The sequence below is a fragment of the Streptomyces sp. NPDC058457 genome (assembly GCF_042720695.1).
Taxonomy (GTDB): Bacteria; Actinomycetota; Actinomycetes; order Streptomycetales; family Streptomycetaceae; genus Streptomyces.
Genome location: NZ_JBHXLU010000040.1, coordinates 13,788 through 34,085, shown reverse-complemented (window position 1 = coordinate 34,085; position 20,298 = coordinate 13,788). Strand labels below are relative to the sequence as shown.

Annotated in this window: 16 protein-coding genes and 1 riboswitch; of the genes, 4 read left to right on the top strand and 12 right to left on the bottom strand. The window is 72.1% G+C overall.

Going from position 1 to position 20,298, the window contains the following annotated elements; all coding sequences use genetic code 11:
- Window positions 1-2: 2 nt before the first annotated feature.
- The 11 genes from ACFWPS_RS28120 to ACFWPS_RS28070 all read right to left on the bottom strand — a co-directional run bounded on the left by ACFWPS_RS28120 (window position 3) and on the right by ACFWPS_RS28070 (window position 10,408).
- Window positions 3-1,127, bottom strand: coding sequence for an MsnO8 family LLM class oxidoreductase (locus ACFWPS_RS28120; protein WP_383709387.1), 1,125 nt, complete (start codon window positions 1,125-1,127; stop codon window positions 3-5).
- Complete coding sequence (locus tag ACFWPS_RS28115; RefSeq protein ID WP_383709384.1) at window positions 1,120-2,202, bottom strand: LLM class flavin-dependent oxidoreductase; 1,083 nt, start codon at window positions 2,200-2,202, stop codon at window positions 1,120-1,122. Before ACFWPS_RS28115 ends, ACFWPS_RS28120 begins: the two co-directional genes overlap by 8 nt.
- Window positions 2,199-3,572 carry an NtaA/DmoA family FMN-dependent monooxygenase gene (locus ACFWPS_RS28110; RefSeq protein WP_383709381.1) on the bottom strand — a complete coding sequence of 458 codons (1,374 nt, stop codon included), beginning with the start codon at window positions 3,570-3,572 and terminating at the stop codon, window positions 2,199-2,201. Before ACFWPS_RS28110 ends, ACFWPS_RS28115 begins: the two co-directional genes overlap by 4 nt.
- Window positions 3,573-3,593: 21 nt before the next feature.
- Complete coding sequence (locus ACFWPS_RS28105; RefSeq protein ID WP_383709378.1) at window positions 3,594-4,808, bottom strand: LLM class flavin-dependent oxidoreductase; 1,215 nt, start codon at window positions 4,806-4,808, stop codon at window positions 3,594-3,596.
- Between the two features lie 65 nt (window positions 4,809-4,873).
- Window positions 4,874-4,969, bottom strand: a complete 96-nt coding sequence (locus ACFWPS_RS28100; protein WP_350785419.1) for a putative leader peptide — start codon at window positions 4,967-4,969, stop codon at window positions 4,874-4,876.
- Window positions 4,970-5,021: 52 nt separating this feature from the next.
- Window positions 5,022-5,768, bottom strand: a complete 747-nt coding sequence (locus tag ACFWPS_RS28095) for a GNAT family N-acetyltransferase (RefSeq protein WP_383709376.1) — start codon at window positions 5,766-5,768, stop codon at window positions 5,022-5,024.
- A 48-nt stretch (window positions 5,769-5,816) separates the two neighbouring features.
- On the bottom strand, window positions 5,817-6,842 hold the full coding sequence (locus ACFWPS_RS28090; protein ID WP_383709374.1) for an ABC transporter substrate-binding protein: 1,026 nt from the start codon (window positions 6,840-6,842) through the stop codon (window positions 5,817-5,819).
- Window positions 6,843-6,905: 63 nt separating this feature from the next.
- Window positions 6,906-7,694 carry an amino acid ABC transporter ATP-binding protein gene (locus ACFWPS_RS28085; RefSeq protein ID WP_383709372.1) on the bottom strand — a complete coding sequence of 263 codons (789 nt, stop codon included), beginning with the start codon at window positions 7,692-7,694 and terminating at the stop codon, window positions 6,906-6,908.
- Window positions 7,691-8,674, bottom strand: coding sequence for an amino acid ABC transporter permease (locus tag ACFWPS_RS28080; protein ID WP_383709369.1), 984 nt, complete (start codon window positions 8,672-8,674; stop codon window positions 7,691-7,693). Before ACFWPS_RS28080 ends, ACFWPS_RS28085 begins: the two co-directional genes overlap by 4 nt.
- Before the next feature lie 386 nt (window positions 8,675-9,060).
- Window positions 9,061-9,184, bottom strand: a riboswitch (SAM riboswitch).
- A 77-nt stretch (window positions 9,185-9,261) separates the two neighbouring features.
- A complete protein-coding gene (locus tag ACFWPS_RS28075) occupies window positions 9,262-10,134 on the bottom strand; it encodes a glutathione S-transferase C-terminal domain-containing protein (RefSeq protein WP_383709367.1) in 873 nt (290 codons plus the stop codon).
- Between the two features lie 142 nt (window positions 10,135-10,276).
- Window positions 10,277-10,408 carry a hypothetical protein gene (locus ACFWPS_RS28070; RefSeq protein WP_361294119.1) on the bottom strand — a complete coding sequence of 44 codons (132 nt, stop codon included), beginning with the start codon at window positions 10,406-10,408 and terminating at the stop codon, window positions 10,277-10,279.
- A 161-nt stretch (window positions 10,409-10,569) separates the two neighbouring features.
- Here ACFWPS_RS28070 and ACFWPS_RS28065 point away from each other — a divergent pair, with 161 nt between their 5' ends.
- Both ACFWPS_RS28065 and ACFWPS_RS28060 read left to right on the top strand, forming a co-directional pair.
- Window positions 10,570-10,827 (top strand): hypothetical protein, encoded by a 258-nt coding sequence (locus ACFWPS_RS28065; RefSeq protein WP_383709364.1) that lies wholly within the window; start codon window positions 10,570-10,572, stop codon window positions 10,825-10,827.
- A gap of 90 nt (window positions 10,828-10,917) precedes the next feature.
- Window positions 10,918-11,727, top strand: coding sequence for a hypothetical protein (locus tag ACFWPS_RS28060; RefSeq protein WP_383709362.1), 810 nt, complete (start codon window positions 10,918-10,920; stop codon window positions 11,725-11,727).
- An 18-nt stretch (window positions 11,728-11,745) separates the two neighbouring features.
- Here ACFWPS_RS28060 and ACFWPS_RS28055 read toward each other — a convergent pair whose 3' ends face one another.
- Window positions 11,746-12,084: a DUF2218 domain-containing protein gene (locus ACFWPS_RS28055; RefSeq protein ID WP_383709359.1), complete on the bottom strand. Its 339-nt coding sequence runs from the start codon at window positions 12,082-12,084 to the stop codon at window positions 11,746-11,748.
- 273 nt (window positions 12,085-12,357) lie between these two features.
- Here ACFWPS_RS28055 and ACFWPS_RS28050 point away from each other — a divergent pair, with 273 nt between their 5' ends.
- Together ACFWPS_RS28050 and ACFWPS_RS28045 are read left to right on the top strand one after the other, a co-directional pair.
- Window positions 12,358-16,131 carry a hypothetical protein gene (locus ACFWPS_RS28050; protein WP_383709356.1) on the top strand — a complete coding sequence of 1,258 codons (3,774 nt, stop codon included), beginning with the start codon at window positions 12,358-12,360 and terminating at the stop codon, window positions 16,129-16,131.
- The gene (locus ACFWPS_RS28045) at window positions 16,128-20,297 is read left to right on the top strand and encodes a hypothetical protein (protein WP_383709353.1); all 4,170 of its coding nucleotides are present in this window, start codon (window positions 16,128-16,130) and stop codon (window positions 20,295-20,297) included. Before ACFWPS_RS28050 ends, ACFWPS_RS28045 begins: the two co-directional genes overlap by 4 nt.
- Window position 20,298 lies beyond the last annotated feature (1 nt).

The window sequence follows — 20,298 nt, the reverse complement described above, 5'->3', positions numbered from 1 at the left end:
CCTCAGCGCCGGCGCCACTCCGCCGCGAGCAGTTCGTACGAGCGGACCCGGTCGGCCTGGTCGTGGGTGATGGTGGTGATGAGCAACTCGTCGGCGCCGGTGGCCTCCTGGAGCTGTTCCAGGCGGTCGGCGACGTGCTGCGGGCTGCCCACGAACCGGGTGTCGAGGCGGTCCTGGACCAGCTCCCGGTCCTCGTCCGTCCAGACGTGCGCCCGCGCCTCCTCGGGGGTGGGGAAGGGGATGGCGCCCTCGGCGGTACGGATGCTGCGGACCCAGGGGCCGTAGCCGGTGGCGAGTTCGCGGGCGGTGGCGTCGTCCTCGGCGACCACGACGTCGGCGGAGACGCTGACGTACGGCTTGTCGAGGACGTCCGAGGGCTGGAAGTACGTGCGGTAGCCGTCCACCGCCTCCAGGACCGTGGCCGGGCTGACGTGGTAGTTGGCGGCGAAACGCAGGCCCCGCTCGCCCGCGACCTGGGCGCTCTCGCCGCCGCTGCTGCCCAGGATCCACACCTCGACCTCGGCGCCCTCGCCGGGCACGACGTGCGCCTCGGCACCGTCCTCGGTGCGGTAGGTCCCGGCGAGCAGCGCGAGGATGTCGTCGATCTGTTCGGCGTAGTCCTGGGACTCGGCGTTCGGGAGCAGGAGCAGCTTGCGGTGGAGAGCGATCCGCGGGGAGCCGAGCAGGCGGGCGAGGGAGAAGCGGGGCGGGATGACCAGGCCGTTGGGCGCCCGGCCGTCGACCACCGGGGTCGCCGTCGGCGCGGCCGCCTTCTCCCCGGGCGGGCGGCCGCCGGAACGGCCCAGGCCCAGGTCGAGGCGGCCCGGAAACAGGGCGTCGAGGAGGCCGAACTCCTCGACCGTGGACAGCGCGGTGCGGTGGCCGAGTTGTACGGCGCCGGAGCCGAGACGGATCGTGGAGGTCGCGGCGGCGGTCAGTGCCAGGACCACCGCGGGGGAGGTACCGGCCACCCCCGGGTTGAGGTGGTGCTCGGCGAACCAGTAGCGGGCGTAGCCGAACTCCTCGGCGCGCTGCGCGAGTTCGGCGGAGTTGCGCAGCGCGTCGGCGGCGGTGGCACCGCTCGGTATCGGCACCAGGTCGAGGACGCCGAGCGGGATGTCAGACATGTGCGGGCTCCTCGGCGGCCGGGTGTACGGGTGCCCACGGGAACGGTGGGTCGGGGATGTCCTTGCGCAGCACCGGGGCCACCGCCGACTGGAACAGCTCCAGCGAGTCACGGTGCTGAGCATCTGTCAGCCCACCGGCGTCGGCGTGCAGATGCAGGACGGTGTGCCCCAACTGCTCGTTGTAGCGGTGCACTTTCTCGATGACCTGCTGCGGACTGCCGATCAGCGCCGAGCTGCGCTCGGCGAAGTCCTCCAGGGTCTCGAAGACGACCGGCAGTCCGGCCCGCCGGAAGAAGGCCAGGTTCGCCTCGAACACCGGGCGGTACGCGGCCAGCGCCTGCTGGGTGGTGGGCGCCACCAGGAGGCCCGCGGTACCCGCGCCGACCGCGATGTCCGCCGGGTCGTGGCCGTAGTGCTCCCAGCGTTCCCGGTAGTACCGGACCAACTCGGCGTACGGCTCGACGGGGTTGGTGACGTTCGCGGAGAACAGCGGGTCGCCGGAGCGGGCGGCGAGGTCGACGGACTCCTTGCTGGTGGCGCTGCCGTGCCAGACGCGGACCGGCCGCTGGTAGGGGCGCGGCCAGACCTCGGCGTCCGTCAGCTCCGGCCGGAAGCGGGTCTTGGCGGTCACCTTGTCCTGCCGCCACAGCTGCCGGAACACCTCGTAGCTCTCGGCGTTGCGGTCCCACTGGTCCTCGGGCGTGACGTGGAACAGCTCGCGCTGGGCGGTGCCGTTGCCCTTGCCGATGATCAGGTCGAGGCGGCCCTCGGAGAGGTGGTCGAGGGTCGCGTAGTCCTCGTACGCCCGGACGGGGTCCAGCAGGCTCAGCGTGGTCACCGCGGTGAACAGCCGGATGCGCCGGGTGAGCGCGGCGACATGGCTGAGTACGACCGTCGGGGAGGAGGAGATGAACGGGCGCTCGTGCCGCTCCCCCACCCCGAAGCCGTCGAAGCCCAACTCCTCGGCGAACACGGCGTTGTCGAGGACCTCGCGGAACCGGTCGTGGGTGGACTTCTGTCTCCCCGTGACCGGATCCGGGCGGTGCACGATCAGGGTGATCGCCAGGACCCTCACGACGCCACCCGCTCGCCCCGGGGCTCGTCGGGGTGGGCGAGGCCGAGGTGGTCGCGGAGGGTGGTGCCCTCGTACTCGGTTCGGAAGACGCCCTGCTCCTGGAGCAGCGGTACGACCGTGTCGGCGAAGCCGTCGAGGCCGCCGGGGGTGATGTGCGGGACCAGGATGAAGCCGTCGGAGACGTCGGCCTGCACGAAGTCGTTGATGGTGCGGGCGACGGTGGCCGGGGAGCCGACGAAGGTCTGCCGGTTGCCGGTGTTGATCACGAGGTCGCGGATGGACCACTTGTTGGCCTCGGCGAGCTCGCGCCACTCGCGGGCGATGGCGATCGGGTCGCGGTACATCCTGACCTGGGCACGGCCCCGGGAGATGTGCTCCTCGCCGACCAGCGGGTCGACGTCGGGCAGCGGCCCCTCCGGGTCGTACGACGACAGGTCCCGGTTCCAGACGAACTCCAGGTGCTTGAGTGCCGTCGCGCCGCTGACCTGCTGGCGGCGCACCTGGTGGGCGATCTCCTCGGCCTCCTCGTCGGTGTCGCCGAGGACGAAGCTGGCGGCGGGCAGGATCAGCAGTTCGTCGGGGCGGCGGCCGTACTTGGCGAGGCGGGACTTCACGTCGGTGTAGAAGGCCTGGCCGGCGTCGAGGGTGGCGTACCGGCTGAAGATCGCGTCGGCGCCGGACGCGGCGAACTCGCGGCCCTCGTCGGACTCGCCGGCCTGGAAGATCACCGGGCGGCCCTGCGGGGAACGCGGCACGTTGAACTGGCCGTGGATGTCGAACTGGGCACCCTTGTGCACGAAGGAGCCGGCCCCGGCGTCGCGCAGGAAGGCGCCGGTGGCCTGGTCGGCGAGGATCTCGTCGCCGTGCCAGGAGTCGAAGAGCTCGTTCGCGGTGGCGAGGAACTCCTTGGCACGGGAGTAGCGCTCGTCCTGCGGCAGGAAGCCGCCGCGCCGGAAGTTCTCGCCGGTGAAGGCGTCCCAGGAGGTGACCACGTTCCAGGCGGCCCGGCCGCCGGAGAGGTGGTCGAGGCTGGCGAACTGGCGGGCCACCTCGTAGGGCTCGTTGAAGGTGGAGTTGATGGTGCCGGTGAGACCGAGGTGGTCGGTGACGGCGGCCAGCGCGGCGAGGATCGTGAAGGTGTCGGGTCGGCCGACCACGTCCAGGTCGTATATCTTCCCGCCCTGTTCGCGGAGCCTGAGGCCCTCGGCGAGGAACAGGAAGTCGAACCTGGCGCGTTCGGCGGTCTTCGCGAAGTGGGCGAAGGAGCTGAACTCGATGTGGCTGCCGGCGGCCGGATCGCTCCACACGGTGGTGTTGTTGACGCCGGGGAAGTGCGCGGCCAGGTGGATCTGCTTCAGGGGCTTGCTCATGTCGGGTGCGGTCCTTCCGGCTCAGGCGGTCGCGGCGGCGTAGCGGTTGGCGGGGCGGGCGAGCCCGAGCAGGCCGCGCAGGGTGTCCGCCTCGTAGGCGGTGCGGAAGCGGCCGCGGCGCTGGAGTTCCGGGACCAGGTCCGCGGTGACCCGCGGCAGGTCGTGGCCGAGTACGGCGGGCCGCAGCCGGAATCCGGTGAGGCCCTCGGCGGCGAACTCCTCAAGGAGGTCGGCGAGTTGAGCGGCCGTTCCGGTGAAGATCCGGGCGTCGCTGGTGTACGCGCCGCCGTCGAGGGCGTCGAGGCGCTCCTTGCGGGCGTCGGCCGTGGCCTGGTCGTCGTCGAGGAAGACCACGAGGTCGCCGAAGATGTGCACCGTGTCCCCGGCCCGCCCGGCGGCCTCCTGCTCGGCGCGGATCTCGGTGACGATCGCGCGGGCGTCGGCGCCGTCCCGCGGGGTGACGTAGCCGACGTCGGCCTGGCGGGCGATCAGCCGGTAGGGGACGGTCTGGTGGCCGAGGGCGGTGACGAGCGGCTGGCCCTGCGGCGGGCGCGGCGTGATGGAGGGGCCCTTGACGCTGAAGTGCCGGCCCTCGAAGTCGATGTAGTGCAGCTTGTCGCGGTCGACGAAGCGGCCGGTGGCGGCGTCCCGGATCTCGGCGTCGTCCTCCCAGCTGTCCCAGAGCCGGCGCACGGCCTCGACGTGGTCGGCGGCCTCGTCGAAGTGCTCGGCGAGCCGCTCCTGCCCGGCCGGGGACTGCAGTTCCGCCAGGTCGATCGGCGGGAAGGCGCGCCGGCCGAAGTGGTCCGCCTCGTTCGGGCGGGCGGATATCTGCACCCGCAGCCCGGCGCGGCCGGTGCTGACGTAGTCCAGGGTGGCGATCGCCTTTGAGATGTGGAACGGCTCGGTGTGGGTGGCGATCACCGTCGGCACCAGGCCGATGTGGCTGGACAGGGGCGCGATCCGGGACGCGATCAGGACGGCGTCCAGGCGGCCGCGGACCTGGTCGGTGCGGCCGTCGAGCTCGCCGTAGTGCGAGGACTGCAGGCCGAGGCCGTCCTCGATGGTGACGAAGTCGATGAGACCGCGCTCGGCCTCGGCGACCAGGTCGGCCCAGTAGCCGGCGGTGAACAGCTCGCGGGGGCGGGCGACCGGCTCGCGCCAGGACGCGGGGTGCCAGCCGGTGCCGTCCAGGGCGACGGCGAGGTGCAGGCGGGAAGCGGGAGATGAGGACACAGGGGTGCCTTCCTGAGGGTCCGTACGAGGGCGCGCCGGAGACGGGGCGCGGCGGGGACAACTGATCAGGAGCAACAGAGCGCGCCGGCCACGCGCTGGAGGTCGATGTGCGGCCGGGAGTGCAGGACGGTACGGCGGCTGGGGCTAAGGACACGTGTCACGTCCCCCACCTCCCAGATCTTCCGGCCTGCTCCGCGTACATCTCGTCGTGAGTCACAACAGACCGGTTTCCGTGGTTGTTCCCGGGCTGCGCACCAGCAGGGTGCGGCCGCGCAGCCGCTCGGTGAAGCCGATCGACTCGTACAGCCGGATCGCGTTCGCGTTGCCCGGGGCCGCGTGCAGGAACGGGGTGTCCCCGCGTTGCCGGATCCCGGCGGCGACCGCGCGGATCAGGCGGGTGGCCAGGCCCCGGCCCCGGTGCTCCGGGTCGGTGCAGACGGCGCTGATCTCCGTCCAGCCGGGCAGCCGCAATCGCTCCCCCGCCATGGCGATCAGCCGCCCGCGGTGCCGGATGCCGAGATAGGTGCCCATCTCGACGGTCCGGGTGCGGAACGGGCCGGGCTCGGTGCGGGCGACCAGGTCCAGCATCTCGGGCACGTCGTCCGGCCCGAGCCGTACCGCCTCGGGGGCGGGCTCGGCCCGGAGTGCCGTGTCCACGAACTGGACGCCCGTCCCGCCGCCGACCACCGCCCAGCCGGGCGGCGCCGCCTCGACCGGCTTGATCTTCACGGTCGTTCCCGGGCCGACGAGCGTGTGCAGGTCGGCCCAGGCCGCCGGGTCGGTGGGGTCGGCGAGGGCGGCGTAGGCGTAGACGTCGTCGGGATAGCGGGCCGCCCGGCCGACCCGCTCCGCAAGGTGGGCGTGCGGGCCGGCGAGGGCTGACCAGACGGCGTTGTCGAGCGGGGCCGGGTCGGGTGCAAGCGGGGCCCCGCCTCCGTGGAGGTGGGTCTGGAGCGTCACGGAGGCGCGGTCCTTTCTTGCCTTGCAGGGTTGCTTCTAGACAGGTGATCAGGAGTTGTCGAGCGGCAGTCCGGGCGGGTTGACCTCGGACTTGGCGACGGCCTCGTTGGAGAGGTTGTAGGCCTTGAGCCACTCGGCGTACTGACCGTTCTTGATCAGGTAGTTGATGGCGTCCGCCAGCGGCTTGGCGAGGCCGCTGTCCTTCTTGGCGGTGGCCGCGATCAGGCCCTGGAGGCTGGCGCCCGCGCCGGAGTAGGTGCCCGCGGTGCGGGTGGCGTTGGGCGTGTTCTCGGTCTGCTTGTTGTGGTACGCGATGCCGGGGTTGGGGCCGAGGTAGGCGTCGATCTTGCCGCTGGACAGGGCCAGGTAGACGCTGTTGCTGTCCTGGAAGTACTTGACGGTGAGCTTCTTGCCCTCGCTCTCCAGCTTCTTCTTCCACTCCAGGAGGATCTTCTCCTGGTTGGTGCCGGCGCTCACGGAGACGGTCTTGCCGGCGAGGTTCTCGTAGTCGCCGTCGAAGTTCCAGGTGCTCTTCTTCGGGACGGTGAAGGCGAGGTTGTCCTGCCGGTAGGAGGCGAACTCGTACTTCTTCTTGCGCTCCTCGGTGTCGGTGACGTTGGAGAAGGCCACGTCGACCTTGCCGCTGTCGATGCCGACGAACATGTTCTCCCAGGTGGCGTTCTGGATCTCGGGCTTGAGGCCGAAGACCGCGGCGACCAGGCGGCCGAGGTCGGGCTCGGAGCCGGTGAGGGTCTTCTGGTCGCTGCCGACGTAGGCCAGGGGCGGGAACCCGGCGGGCAGGGCGCCCTCGCCGATGACGAGCTTGCCGCTCTTCCTGACGGAGTCGGGCAGTTCGGCGCTGATGGACTTGACCTCGGAGACCTTGATCGTGGTCTGGGTGGCGGCGCCGTTGGAGACCTGTCCTACGACGACCTCGCCGGTCTTCGCGGCGGAGGTGGTGGTGGCCGCGTCGCTGTCGCCCCCGCAGGCGGCGAGCCCGGTGGCGAGGGAGGCGACCGCGGTCGCCGCGGTGATGCCGCGTATCAGGCTGCGTCGGGTGAAGTGGGCAGGCATGGTCGTCCTTTGTGACTGGATGAGATGAGAGAGACGTGGGGGGAGATCTGTGGGTACGGCGGTTCAGAGGACCTTGCTGAGGAAGTCCCTGGTCCGCTCGTGCTGCGGCTTGTCGAGCACCTGGGAGGGCGGGCCCTGCTCGACGATCCGGCCGCCGTCGATGAAGACGACACGGTCGGCGATCTCGCGGGCGAAGCCGATCTCGTGGGTGACGATGACGAGGGTGGTGCCGCTGGTCGCCAGGTCCTTGATGACGGCGAGGACCTCACCGACGAGTTCGGGGTCCAGGGCGGAGGTCGGCTCGTCGAAGAGGATCACACCGGGGCGCAGGGCGAGGGCGCGGGCGATGGCCACCCGCTGCTGCTGGCCGCCGGAGAGCTGGCGGGGATAGGCGCCGACGCGTTCGCCGAGGCCGACCCGTTCCAGGAGTTCCTTGGCCAGGGCCTGGGCCTCGGGCTTGGTGAGCTTTCCGGTGGCGACCGGGGCGGCGGCCACGTTGTCCAGCACGGTCAGGTGCGGGAAGAGGTTGAAGTTCTGGAAGACGAAGCCGATCCGGCCGCGCTGGGCCAGGATGGCGCGCTCGCTCAGCTCCTTCAGCCGGTCGCCCTGCCGCTTCACGCCGATCGGCTCGCCGTTGATGCTGACATGGCCGATCTCGGGCTTCTCCAGGTGGTTGATGACCCTCAGGAGAGTGGACTTGCCGGAGCCGGACGGGCCGAGGATGACGGTGACCTCGCCGGGGCGGATGGTCAGGTCGATGCCGTCGAGGACGCGGTGGGTGCCGTACCACTTGTGGACGCCGGATATCTCCAGGGCGGCGGGGGCCGTCTCCACGCTGTCGGTGATGGTCATACCGCGGCCTCCCGGCGGATACGGGCGCGCAGGTCGGTGAGGCCGGTGCGCAGTTTCTGCAAGGGGGTCGGCGGCAGCGTGCGGGTGGCGCCGCGGGCGTAGTACCGCTCGACGTAGAACTGGACGACAGAGACGATGCTGGTCAGGATCAGGTACCAGACGGTCACCACCAGGAGCAGCGGCACGATGTCCCCGGGGTAGGTGGAGCCCATGCTCTGCGCGGATCCGAAGAGGTCGAGCAGCGAGACGTAGAAGACCAGCGAGGTGCTCTTGATCAGGCCGATCAGCTGGTTGACGTAGTTCGGGGTGATCGACCTGAGCGCCTGCGGGAACACGATCTTCCGGAACTGGTAGCCCTTGGGCAGGCCGAGCGCGGCGGCCGCCTCGTGCTGGCCCTGGTCCACGGAGAGGATGCCGCCGCGGACCACCTCGGCCGCGTAGGCGGCCTCGTTGAGGCTGAGGCCGATGACGGCGACCACCATGTCGGTGGCGAGCTTCGACTCGTCGAAGGAGAAGAAGGCCGGTCCGAAGGGGACGCCGATGCTCAACGTCTTGTACAGGGCGCTGAAGTTGTAGAGGAAGAGCAGGACCACGATGAGCGGGATGGAGCGCAGCGCCCACACGTAGGTCCAGCTGACCGCGCGCAGCACCGGGCTCTTCGAGAGCCGGGCCAGGGCGAGCAGGATGCCGCCGAGGAGGCCCAACACCGCGCTGTAGGCGGCGACTTCGAGGGTGATGACCAGTCCGTCGAGGATGGTCGGCCGCAGGAACCAGTAGCCGAAACGGTCCCACTGGTAGAACGGGTTGGTCACCAGTCCGTGGGCGAACTGGACGACGAGGACCAGGACGACGGCGGTGGCGATCCACCGGCCCGGCCTGCGCAGCGGCAGAACTCGCTGTGCGGCCAGGGGTTTTGACGGCTCGTCGGCTGCGGGGGGCGCCTCGGGGGCAGCGATCGTGGCGCCTGGGGGTTCACTCATGGCGGGCTCCGGCGGAGTCGGACACCCACGTGTCCCGCGGCGGGGGCCGCGCACCGTGCCGTGTTCGGGCACGGCACGATGCGCGGAGGCGCGCGGGGCACGGGGCTGGGCGGACGGCGGCACACCGGGCGGCCGGTGTTTCGACGGGGACGCTGGGGTGCTGAGCTGCGGGAAACCGGCTAAAAGGCCTGGTCAGACCCGACAGCGGGCACAGCCCGGTGCGGTACACGCGCTACACAGGGCGCTGTTGACACGGAGCAGGTCGACGGCACGGTCGGCGACGAGCGGGCTCGGGTACGGGCGTACGCAGCCCACGGCGCGGCGCTGGGCCGTCCTGGAAGCTGCGTACATGTCCGTCACCTGTCACTGTCGAGCCGGCCCCGGGGGCCTCGCGCTTACCGAATCGTCGCTTGCCGAAACGTCGTCGGTCCGGTCGTCACCTGGGGCACCCCACCGCGATGCGAGGGTTGCCGGTCAGCAAGCCAGGGCTTGACGCTGACACTCATGACCGTTCTGGTCCGTAAGTAACGCAGTTGCCCGAACGAATGTCAACGCCTGTCCGACTGGCGAAACGGTTCGGGCCGCTCTCACCTGCGCGGAACGCCGGGTGCGTCCGCCGCGTGGCCCGCCCAGTCCAGGATCTGGACGGCCGCGCCGGCGGCCTCCAGGCCCTGGCAACGGCCGTGGTGGCGGCGGGCGATGCCGTCGAGGTCGAGGTGGGCGCCGAAGGCCGGGTGGGCGGCCAGCCGCCGGGCGTAGGCCCACAGCACCGGGTGACCGGCGATGGCGTGCACGGCGGCGGCGTCCAGGTGGTTGCGGTGCACGGTGTCGAGTTGCACCAGGGTCACCCACAACTCGATGTCCGCGGCGGTGAGTTGCCCGCCGACCAGGAACTCCACGCCGGTCAGCCGGCGCTCCAGACCGTCCAGGGCGGCGAGCAGCACCGCCAGCGCCTCCGGGTCGCCGCCCTCGCGGCCGGCCCGCTGTGCGGCCTGCTCGATGTCCTCGGCGCACAGCCGCTCGACGGCCTCGATCTCGGCCTCGGCACCGCACGGGTAGAGCCGGGCGACGCCGTCGCCGAAGTGCCGGTCCAGGTCGCGCAGGATGTCCCGGCTGTGGGTGCTGACGATACGGCCGGACCAGTCGTCGCTGAACACCGGCGCAAGTGCCGGTCCCGAGTAGCGGTGGGCGCTGGCCTCGTACAGCGGGCGCAGCGCCGGATGGCTGCCGTCGGGACAGTCCGGGACCGCGGGCAGGAAGGTGACCGGACAACAGTCGTCCAGGGCCAGCAGGCTGTGGCCGACGGCGATGCGCAGGCCGTCCGGACAGGCGGTGGAGAGGTGGAGCCGGTAGCGGCGCGGCACGGCGTAGTGGCCGCTGCGCGCGTCCCGGCCGATGCGGCCCCGGAAGGCGGCGGCGGTACGGACGGAGGGCAGGGCGGCGAGTGGAGCGATGGACATGCGTCTCCCCGGGGGCGGGCGCGCGGGCGTACGCGCGGCGGAAGCGTTCGTCGGTGGGTTCAGTGGGATCCGAGTGGGTTCCGGTGCGCCCTGGTGGGTCCAGGCTGGTGGACTCCCGGCCCGTGCGGCCGGGATCGGGCGCTCAGCCTCTGCGGCCGGTGGCGCCGCACACCCGTAGCAGGTCGATGTGGCGGCGGGAGGTGAGCAGGGGACCGGCCCAGGGCGCGGGGCTCTCGCGGCGGTGTCTGCCGGTGAGCGTGCGCAGGCGACCCATCTTTCCCTACCTTTTCACTAGGATTCCCATCTGGAGTGTCGATCGGCCTCCGCCCGGCGTCAAGGGGGCGTCCACGCCTGAGACACCCGGCCCCGACTTGCCGCCCGCCGGGAGGGGCGGTGCGCTGGGTGGCGGAGGCCGAGTGACAGGAGCCGGAACCGATGACCGAGCCCCCGGGTCCCGGACCCGTCCCCGGCGCCGTGCCCGAGACCTTCGCGTTCCACTGCGGGCGGTGCGGCCACGCCTGGGAGGCCACCTTCCAGGCGGTGTTCTTCACCGACCCGGTCGCCGACCCCGAGCTGCAGAGCACCCTGGAGTACGTGGACGAGGCCGGCCGGGCCGTACCGTCGCCGCTCACGGACGCGGTGTGCCCGCGCTGCGGCAGCCGACGGGTACGGGTCGCGGCGGCCGGATCCTGAGGCTCACCCGAATGGCACGTGCGAGTGGTCGGCGCTCACGGGCGGTGGTGGCGTGGAGGGACCTACCGCGTTCCCGAGGAGGCAGTCGCGATGAACCGTCCGTCCCGACCCGCGCGTGTTCTCGCCACGGCCCTGACGGCGGGGACCCTGTTCGCCACCGCGGCATGTTCGGACGGCAGCGGCTCCCCCGAGGCCGCGGCCGTCTCCCCCGCCGCCGAGCGCTCCCCGGACCCGTCGCGCACCCCCGCCCTCACCGGCGCCGGAGCACAGGCCGCGCTGATCACGCCGGCCGACATCGAGGACGACTGGCAGCTGGCAAGTGATGCCGCCACCTGGCGCAACCAGATGCTGGTCGGCAAGGTCGACGTCGCCGACTTCCTCAGCGGCAAGGCCGACGCCGCCGACTGCCAGCGGCTGCTGGACAGCCTCTACTCCGACACCCTGCTGGGCCGCGCCACCGGCGCCTCCGGGCTGCGCGGCTTCACCGCGGACAACTCCCGGATGCTGTACCAGGTCGGGGACTACGGCCAGGCCAAGATGGACGCCACCATCGACTGGCTGAAGAGCCTCCCGGAGAAGTGCAACCAGTTCACGGCCACCGGTTCGGACGGCAGCCGGCGGACCGTGCAGGTCGTCGAGTACAAGGAACCGCCCAAGGTGGCCGACGCACTGGCGGCGCTCACGGTGACCGTCCAGGGCACCTCCAACGGACAGCCCGCCACCACCACCCTGGACGTCGCGGCGATGCGCGTCGGCGCCTCCGGGGCGGCGGTCACCAACGGCGGCCTGGCCGGCGTCGACCACGACAGCACCGCCCTGGCCGTACAGAACGGCGCCCAGCGCCTCAAGGACGTGCTGTCCGGCAAGACCCCGGCACCCCTGCCGAGCCAGTTCGACTAGACCGGTCTCCGGCCGGGCTCAGTGGGGCATCGGGTCCTCGGGGTTGCTCTGGGTGGTGCCCTGCTCCCCGTTGTCGCGGTGCCATGCGACGACGAGTTCGTCACGGGTGCCGAAGCGGACCAGGTGCCGGCCGACCACACTCTCCAGGAGCTCGAGGTTCTCGGGGTCCGTCTCCACGGTGAGCAGCAGGGCGCCCTCGGTCGCGGTGAGGGTGCCGGTGCCGTTCTGGAAGACGATGCCGCCGGTGCCGGTCTCCTCGTCCCAGCTGGTCTGCGAGCGGCGGCCGAGATGCGAGGCGAGCTGCTTGGCGTAGCGGGCGGGGCGGTCGGTGGGGACGCGGGCTTCGGAGCGGGCCATCTGGGACTCCCGGTGCTGCTGCGGGGCGGGCATACGGTGACGGGCTCACGCTACGTCCGGGCGGGGGGTGCGGGGCTGTACCGGACACCGCAACCTTTGCATTCCGGTCGCGTCACCTGGCGATGCCAAGACCCATGAACATCATTCACTCATCCGGGTGCACATCGCCACACGATCACCCTTGCGGGTGAATTTGCACATTGATCTACATGTCGGACCGAGGCTACGGTCATCGCCCGGGGCGGGCTCTCTTCACCTGGGCAGGAGCGGCTGGTGACCTCAACGAATCCCACTCCAGCACCCATCAGGCTGTTACGTACGGACGATCTGCTGGATCTGAGATTCAGCTTCCCGGGGTTGCGCCTGGACGCCTCCCCGTTCGGCAGGCGAACACTCCAGCGAGCCGATCCGGCGGTCGAGGGCCTGCTGGTGGTCGACTTCGGCCCGCAGCACCTCACCGAGCAGGCGTTCTTCGAGGCCGCCCCCGGGCTGCCGGCCGAGGGCGAACCGGGAGCGGGTGAACCCCACCCCGCCCCGCCCGTGCTCGCGCGGATCGCCGGGCGCAGCGCCCTGGTCTTCGTCGTCGGTGCACAGGACCGGATCGACTACTCCGTCACCGGCCTGCTGACCGCGATGCGTACCCTGCCGTTGCGCGTGGTCGACGCCGCGGTGGCACCGGCCGCGCCCGCCGCCACCGCCCGGCTCGCCGAGGCACTCGCGGGCCGGAGCGCCGAGCACGTCCTGCGGGCGGTCCGCGCACTGGCCGAACTCACCGCGCGGTACGGCGCGGAGACCGCGCTGGCCGCGGTGGCCGGTCCCGTCGGCGCGCCACACCCCGCCCCACTGCCGCCGGCGCACTCCGGCCGGCCACAGCCACCGCGGGCCGGCCCACGACAGCCTCCGCAGGCCGGCCCGCCCCAGCCACCGCCGGGCCCGCAGAACCCCTTCGCCGACCCCGCCGACCCGCGCACCGGCATCGAACTGCCGTACCGGCTGCTGCTGTCGCCGACCCAGGACGCGCGCTGGACGCACACCACCGCGCTCGGCCCGGCTCAGCCGCAGGAGCGCATCGCCCTCTGGCACACCAGGCTGCGGCAGGAGACCGCGAGGGCCGTATGGACCCGGGACCCCGACTTCGTACCGGGCCGGATCATCCTGCCCCCGGCGGGCCAGTACGAGTTCCGCATGGCGCTGGACTCCCGCGACCGCCATCAACTGGTCCACCTCACCTCGGACTTCGCGCTCACCGGCGACCGCCCGCCCGAGCCGGTGGACGTGCGGAGCCTGACCCTGTCCAGCCTCGGCGGCGGCCTGGACTCGCTCGGCCGCTGGCCGAAACCGCCCACCGGCCTGGACGTCACCCAGTGGCGGCACCGCGCGGCGCTCGGCCGGGACCACTACGTGCGGGTCATGTACGCCGGACGGCTGTGCCCCTTCGGGCACCGGGCCGAGCTGGTCAAGGTCACCGAGCGCAAGTTCGATCCCGGCCGTCCGGACCACGGCGCCTATCTCTGCCAGCGGATGTTCGTCGTCGTACGAGAGCCGGTCATCGGCTACGACCGGGAGGTGCTCGGCCCCGGCGCCCCGCCCCGGGACCGGCTGCATCTGCTGTTCCCCTTCACCAGCGTGCAGTTGCTCACCCAGGTGACCCCGGATCTCGCCGAGCCCGTCAACCTCGACGGCATCCTGCCGGGCGAGCACGCCTTCTTCCCGGTCGCGAGCGGCAACGACCCGGCCCGGCCCGAGGACGCCTTCCGGTTCGCCGTCAGCGCCGTGGACCGGGACGGCAGGCTGGTCGAGTTCCAGGTCCCCCTGCTGTTCCTGGGAAAGACGGCACACGAGTCCTCCGACGCCGTCACCGCCGTCGCCGACCACTACAACCGGCAGGACACCGGCCCCACCTCGGGCCCACCGGACGGGACCACGACCGTCGGACGCGTATCCGCGGCCCTGCGCGGCCAGTCGGTGGCGATGGCACCGAGCACCACCCCGGGCGACACCGCGCTCGAACTCGCCGAGGCCGTCTGGGGCATGGAGACCACCGACGAACTGCTGGCCGGGGACAGCGAGGCGGCCCCCCGTTTCGTCCCCCGGCTGCGCTGGGCGCGCGCGGTGCTGCCGCAGGTGAGGTCCCTGAGCGGGTTCCGGTCCGCGCTGCCACTGCGCTACCCGGCCCCCTACGCGAAGCACGCGTTCGAGGACGGCAACCGCGGCGAGCTGTTCGCGGAACTCGTCCTCTACACCGCACCCATGTCCTTCCACCGCTCCGCCGACCAGTCCGGGGCCCTGGTGACCCCGAGTTTCGACGTGGCCGGTGTCTCCCGGCTGACCGGACCGGTCGCCGCGCCGCAACTGCCCCGCGCGGCGGGCGCCGACGCGTCGGACGTCCTGGAGCACGACTGGTCCGCGATCGCGGAGGGCCGCTTCGACCCGACGGCGTTCTTCGGCCAACTGCTCGGCGCCAACGCCAGGTTGTTCGGAGTCATCCCGCTGGTGAAGCTGCTGGAGGCGACCGGCCTGGACAATCTCCAGGCGCCCAACTTCTTCTCCGAGACGGTCGACGCCGTCACCGGGTTCCTGGGAGACCTGCGCCGGGTGCGCGGGCTCACCTCCGCGCTGGAGCGGCAGTTCCCGGAGATTGCCGATCGGGTGATCAGGGCGACCGACGCGGCGGCGGTCTTCGCCGACACCCTGGTGGAGTTCGTCGTCGGCGCGCTCAAGGGCGACGACCAGGCGCCGGGGCTGGAGGACGTGGAGAACGCGTTCCACGTCTTCTCGTCGGCGCTGACCGACCTCCGGGCCGTCCTGCCCGCCGCCACGGATCCGGGCGTCCGCGCCGTCCTGGAACGGGTCCAGCAGCAGGTGGCGACCTGGGACGGCACGGTGAGCGGCGCCCTGGCCCTCAAGGACGCGGTCCAACTCGCCGCCAGGGGCGCCAAGCTGGCCGAGGTGGTGAACGCCAGGATGGAATGGGCGCCCGACCTCAGGGACTGGCCGGACGCCCCGAACACCCTGTTCCGGCTGTCCGACGGGCGGGCCGCAGGACACCTCACCCTCGTGGTGGACCGCCGCGGCGCGCTGAGCGAGGGCGTCCCGCAGGGCGCCGACGTGACCTGCACGCTGTCCGACTTCGATCTGCTCCTGGTGCCCGGCGTGCTCCAGGGCCTGGAACTCCACTTCGAGCTGATCCGTTTCACCATGCGGATCGGCAAGAAGCCGGACATCGAGGTGAAGTTCGGGCACGTCCGGTTCGTCAACGAGCTGTCGTTCGTGGAGACCCTGCGGCGGCTGATCCCGCTGGACGGCTTCAGCGATCCGCCGGCCGTCGAAGTGACCTCCTCCGGCATCACGGCGAACTACTCGATGCCGCTGCCGAACCTGGCCGTCGGCGTGTTCAGCCTGGAGAACATCGCGCTCAGCGCCTCCCTCCAAGTGCCGTTCCTCGGCAGCGCCCTGGAGGTCGGCTTCGCGTTCTGCCGCCGGGAGGCGCCGTTCCGGCTGACCGTGTCCATGCTGGGCGGCGGCGGGTACTTCGGCATCGTGCTCTCCGCCCAGGAGATCACGGTGCTGGAGGCGGCCCTGGAGTTCGGCGCCGCGGTGTCCATGAACTTCGGGGTGGCCAGCGGAAGTCTCTCGGTGATGGCCGGGGTGTACTTCCGGCTGGACACCGCGAAGGGCGTGAAACTGGTCGGCTATCTGCGCGCCCGCGGCGAGGTCGACGTGCTCGGCCTGGTCTCCGCCTCGATCGAGCTGTATCTGGAGCTCGGCTACACCGACGGCTACGCGGTCGGCCGGGCCACCCTGTCGATCAGCATCGAGATCGGGTTCTTCTCCGAGTCGGTGGAGATCACCTGCGAGAAGCGGTTCGCCGGCTCGGGCACGGCTCCCGCGCCCCTGGCCGAGGGGTTCGTCCCGGCCACTGATCCCCCGCCGGTCGTCCCGCCCTCGTTCGCCGACCTGATGTCCGTCTACCCCGACCCGGTGACCGGAGCAGAACGGGACCCCGTGTCCGAGTACTGCACCGCCTTCGCGAAGGTGACCCCGTGACCGCAGAACGCACCCTGCGCTGGACCGTGCTCCCCGACGGCATCGCCGGCCAGGACCCGGCCGGACACGACGTCCTGCGGGTCTCCGTCCTGGTCACCCCGCTGCTCACCGGATCCACCCGGCTCGGTGACTACGACGGGATGCGCGACTGGCCGACGGCACTAGACAGCCTCGTCGACCACCTGTCCCTCGACTTCTACGGCACTCCGAGCGGCCCGGTGACCGCCACGGCCGGCTCCGTCGCCCTAGCCGACCGGTTCCCGCCCGCGGACAGCAGGGCCTGGACCGCGCTGTTCCGCGACAGCACCCCGGTAAGGCCGCCGGGCAAGAAGAACGCCACGGCCGCCGGTCCGGTTCAGCAGACCCTCCGCTCCTATCCGGCGGCCGCGGTGCACACCGAGGTCACCGGCCTGTACCGGGAGGTCGCGGTCGCCACCACCGCCCAGCGCCTGCGTCTGGAGGCCGCCGCCCAGGAGCTGAGCGAGTGCGGCCCGCCGGACCCGGACCTCGACCAGGGCTGGAAGTTCCCGGCACCCGGCGCGGTCCTGGACCTGATCGCACCAGGGGTGAAGGACTTCGCGCTCGACCCGGGCGAGGCCTACCGCACCCTCGACACCCTGCTCGGCGCCGGGACCGCCGAGGCGGCCGCCGGCCCGTCGCCGTACACCCCGCGCGTCATGCGGCGCACCGGCAACCCGGACTACGAGGCGCGGGCCAGGGCCTTCGCCTTCGCCGAGGCGCACCGCTTCTTCGACCGCACGCAGTCCTCGGCGGCGCGGACGGCCGCTCCGCAGCCCGAACCGGAGCCGCACCGCGTCGACTTCCACGAGGCGTGCACCCTGCTCGCCGACTACCCCGAGCTGCAGCGCAGGTTCGGACTGGTCGTCGACCTGGTCTTCACCGCACCGCCCGGACTGGCCGACGAGGGGGCGGTCCAGGTCTCCTTCGCCGGGCACCCCGACCGGGACCGGCTGCACGCCCCCGGACTGCGCCCGGCGACCAGGGTGCGCTACCGGGCGGGGAGCCGGTTCGAGCCCCTGCCCGCCGACGAGGGCGTGCTGCGCGGCCGGATGCTCGACCTCGGCTCCGACGCGTTCCGGGTCACCGACCTCGACGTGGACGGCGCGGCACTGAAGTACGTCGACTACGCCCGTGTGGTCGACGCCCTGGACCAGGGCCTGCTCGACGACACGGTCCCGGCCCGCAAACAGCTGGGCACCGGCACCCCGGCGGCCCGCGGCAGCGGGCTCACCGTCCTGTGCGCCGACGCCGACCACCGGCTGGCGGGCCGGATCGGCGCCGACGGCGAGCGCACCGCGGGTACCGCCGACCCCGTCCTGCACGCCGAGGACCTGGTGCGCGGCTACCGGGTGGACGTCGGTGTCGCCGAGGCGACCGGAGAGGTGCACAGCTGGCACTCCCTGTGCCGGCGCCAGGGCACCTACACCGTCCGCCGCCCCGGTGAGGCACCCGTGCCGCTCACCGTCCGGCCCGACGAGGGCCACGTGAAGACCAGCGCGGTGACCAGGCAGTCGCCCGGGGCCGACGAACTCTACGGCCACCAGGCGCTGTTCGGCTGGGAGGGCTGGAGCCTGGTCGCCGCACGCCCGGGCCGGACGATCGGCCTGAACGGCCAGCCGGAGGCAGTGGCCCCCGAGGTCTCCCCTGACGTACCGCTGGAGACCCGGTTCACCGCCCAGCCCGGCAGCCTGCCCGCCCTGCGCTACGGCCGGGCCTACCGGCTGCGGGCGCGCGCCGTCGACCTGGCCGGCAACAGCCTCGACCCCACCGCCGAGATCCCCGGGGAGACGGCCACCCCGGCGGTCACCTACCGGCGCTGGGAGCCGGTGCCGCAGCCGGTGGTCGTACCGTCGAAACCCTTCAACGAAGGTGAGTCGGCGGAGCGGCTCGTCATCAGGAGCACCGTCGAGGACGACGGCACGGAGATCTCCGCGCTCGCGTACAGCGTGCGGCGCTCGGACGTCCCGGACCACGGCACCGACACCGGCGTCGACCATCTGGACCGCAGTTACGGCTACCGCGACGAGCGGCACATCGCCCCGCCCAAGTGCGCGCTGCGCATGGCCGAGGAGCACGGCTGCTACGACCCGGCGTTCGGCCCGGACGTCACCGAGGAGGTACGCCGACGCTACTTCGCCTCCGCCGCCCGGGAGTCCGGGTCCTTCCTGGACACCGTGGTCAGCGACCCCGAGGACCCGGAGTCCAGCACCGACCTGCTGCGGTTCCGCGAGATCCGGGTGGCCAAGCACAGCGTCCGGGACACCGAGCCGCTCACCCGGCTGCCACTGGCCCACCGGGGCGCGGGCCTGAAGACCGGCGAGTTCGTGATCCACGACCGCGATCAGCTGCTGCTGCCCTATCTGCCGGACCCGCTCGCCCGCGGTGTCTGCCTGCGCGGTCTGCCGGGCACCACCGGTGACTACTTCTTCCCCTTCACCGGCCCCTGGCCGCGGGCCAGGCCGTTCGTGCTGCGCATCGAGGAGGGCGACGACGAGCCGCGGCCCGAGGACAACCCGCTGTGGCGCCGGCTGACCGTGTACCTCACGAAGGGCGAGACCGCCCGTGTCTACCTCAGCTGCTACCTCGACCCCGCCGACCTGCCGCTGCTCAACCAGTGGGCCCTGCTGACCCGTTCCGACTACTGGGCGTCGCTCCCGCAGCGGGACCGGGACCTGGTCGCGCGGCTCAGCGCGGCGGGCGAGAACTGGCTGCTCACCCCGTGGGTGCGGCTGGACCTGGTGCATGCGGTGGAGAAGCCGCTGCGGCCGCCGGAGCTGGACCGGCCGCGCGTGGACCGGGGGCCGGAACAGACGTCCGCGCTGCTGGAGAGCACCCTGCTGGTGCACGTGGAGAGCACCGCCACCGTGGCCGTGGAGGGCACCTGGAGCGAGTGGGTCGACGACGTCACGCAGGCGGGCCCGCAGCGCTTCACCCACCTCTCCCATCTGGAGGACACCACGATCCCGGCGGACGCCGACTTCGGATTCGCCTCCGTCTCCCATGAGTTCGGCGACACTCGGCACCGGAACCTCACCTACACGCCGACCGCGATGACCCGGTTCCGCGAGTACTTCCACCCGACCATCACCGACGACCCGAAACTCGTCACCCGGACCGGCCCGGGCATCGCGGTGCCCGTGCCCAGTTCACGGCGCCCGGAGCCGCCCGACGTCAGCCACCTGGTGCCCACGTTCCGCTGGTCCACCGCGGTCGACCGGGACACCCGTACGGTGACCAGGACCCGGCACCTCGCGGGCCTGCGGCTCTACCTGAACCGCCCGTGGTACTCCTCCGGCGACGACGAACTCCTCGCCGTACTCCTGGATCCGGCCGGCGTGCTGCCCGACGAGTACGCCACCCGCTGGGGCATCGACCCGGTGTGGGCGGACACCACGCCCCTGCCTCCGCCCTCGGCCGCCGCCTTCCCGAGCCCCACCGTCACGGCCACCGGCCTGCCGCTCGCCGAGTCCGCCGGCGCCACCACCCCGCCGACCGTCTCCGTCGCCGCGTACACGCCGGTGTACGACACCGACCGCCGCCTCTGGTACGTCGACATCGACGTGGACCTGGCCGCGGCCGCGGCCACCGCCTACTTCCCGTTCCTGCGCCCGGTCGTCGCCCGCTACCAGCCCTTCGCCCTGCCGGGTCTCGAACTGTCGAAGGCGGTGGTCGCCGAGTTCGGCCAGCTGCCGCCGCCCCGGACCGTCACCGCCACCACGGTCGACAACCGTGTGCGGCTGCGCCTGTCCGGCCCGGCCACCTGGAACGACCTCGGCCGGCGGATCGGCACGGGGCCGGCCGCGGTGGCCGGGAGCCGGCGGGTCCGGGCCACCCTGCAGAAGCTGGCCGCCGGCGACGAACTCGACTGGGCGCCGGTCGGCGACCCGGTCGACCTCACCTGCCGGCCCGACGGCGCCGGCTTCGCCTGGACGGTCGACTTCCCCGACCGGCCCACCGAACTCCTTGTCCGCTACCGGTTCCTGGTCGAGGAACACGAGCTCCACCAGAGCGACCCGGACACCGCCATCGAGACCGTGACCGTGGGCGGCACGCCCGTCCCGGTTGCCCGTCGGCTGGTGCATGCCGACTATGTGCCCGCCAGGCGCGGACTGCTCGGCGGCATCGTCATCGACATCGAGCTGTGAG

Excerpts from the sequence above, each read along its gene's own strand:
- ACFWPS_RS28120 (WP_383709387.1), bottom strand. The coding sequence starts at position 1,127 with ATGTCTGACATCCCGCTCGGCGTCCTCGACCTGGTGCCGATACCGAGC.
- ACFWPS_RS28110 (WP_383709381.1), bottom strand. The coding sequence starts at position 3,572 with ATGAGCAAGCCCCTGAAGCAGATCCACCTGGCCGCGCACTTCCCCGGC.
- ACFWPS_RS28090 (WP_383709374.1), bottom strand. The coding sequence starts at position 6,842 with ATGCCTGCCCACTTCACCCGACGCAGCCTGATACGCGGCATCACCGCG.
- ACFWPS_RS28085 (WP_383709372.1), bottom strand. The coding sequence starts at position 7,694 with ATGACCATCACCGACAGCGTGGAGACGGCCCCCGCCGCCCTGGAGATA.
- ACFWPS_RS28080 (WP_383709369.1), bottom strand. The coding sequence starts at position 8,674 with ATGAGTGAACCCCCAGGCGCCACGATCGCTGCCCCCGAGGCGCCCCCC.
- ACFWPS_RS28075 (WP_383709367.1), bottom strand. The coding sequence starts at position 10,134 with ATGTCCATCGCTCCACTCGCCGCCCTGCCCTCCGTCCGTACCGCCGCC.
- ACFWPS_RS28070 (WP_361294119.1), bottom strand. The coding sequence starts at position 10,408 with ATGGGTCGCCTGCGCACGCTCACCGGCAGACACCGCCGCGAGAGCCCC.
- ACFWPS_RS28065 (WP_383709364.1), top strand. The coding sequence starts at position 10,570 with ATGACCGAGCCCCCGGGTCCCGGACCCGTCCCCGGCGCCGTGCCCGAG.
- ACFWPS_RS28060 (WP_383709362.1), top strand. The coding sequence starts at position 10,918 with ATGAACCGTCCGTCCCGACCCGCGCGTGTTCTCGCCACGGCCCTGACG.
- ACFWPS_RS28055 (WP_383709359.1), bottom strand. The coding sequence starts at position 12,084 with ATGGCCCGCTCCGAAGCCCGCGTCCCCACCGACCGCCCCGCCCGCTAC.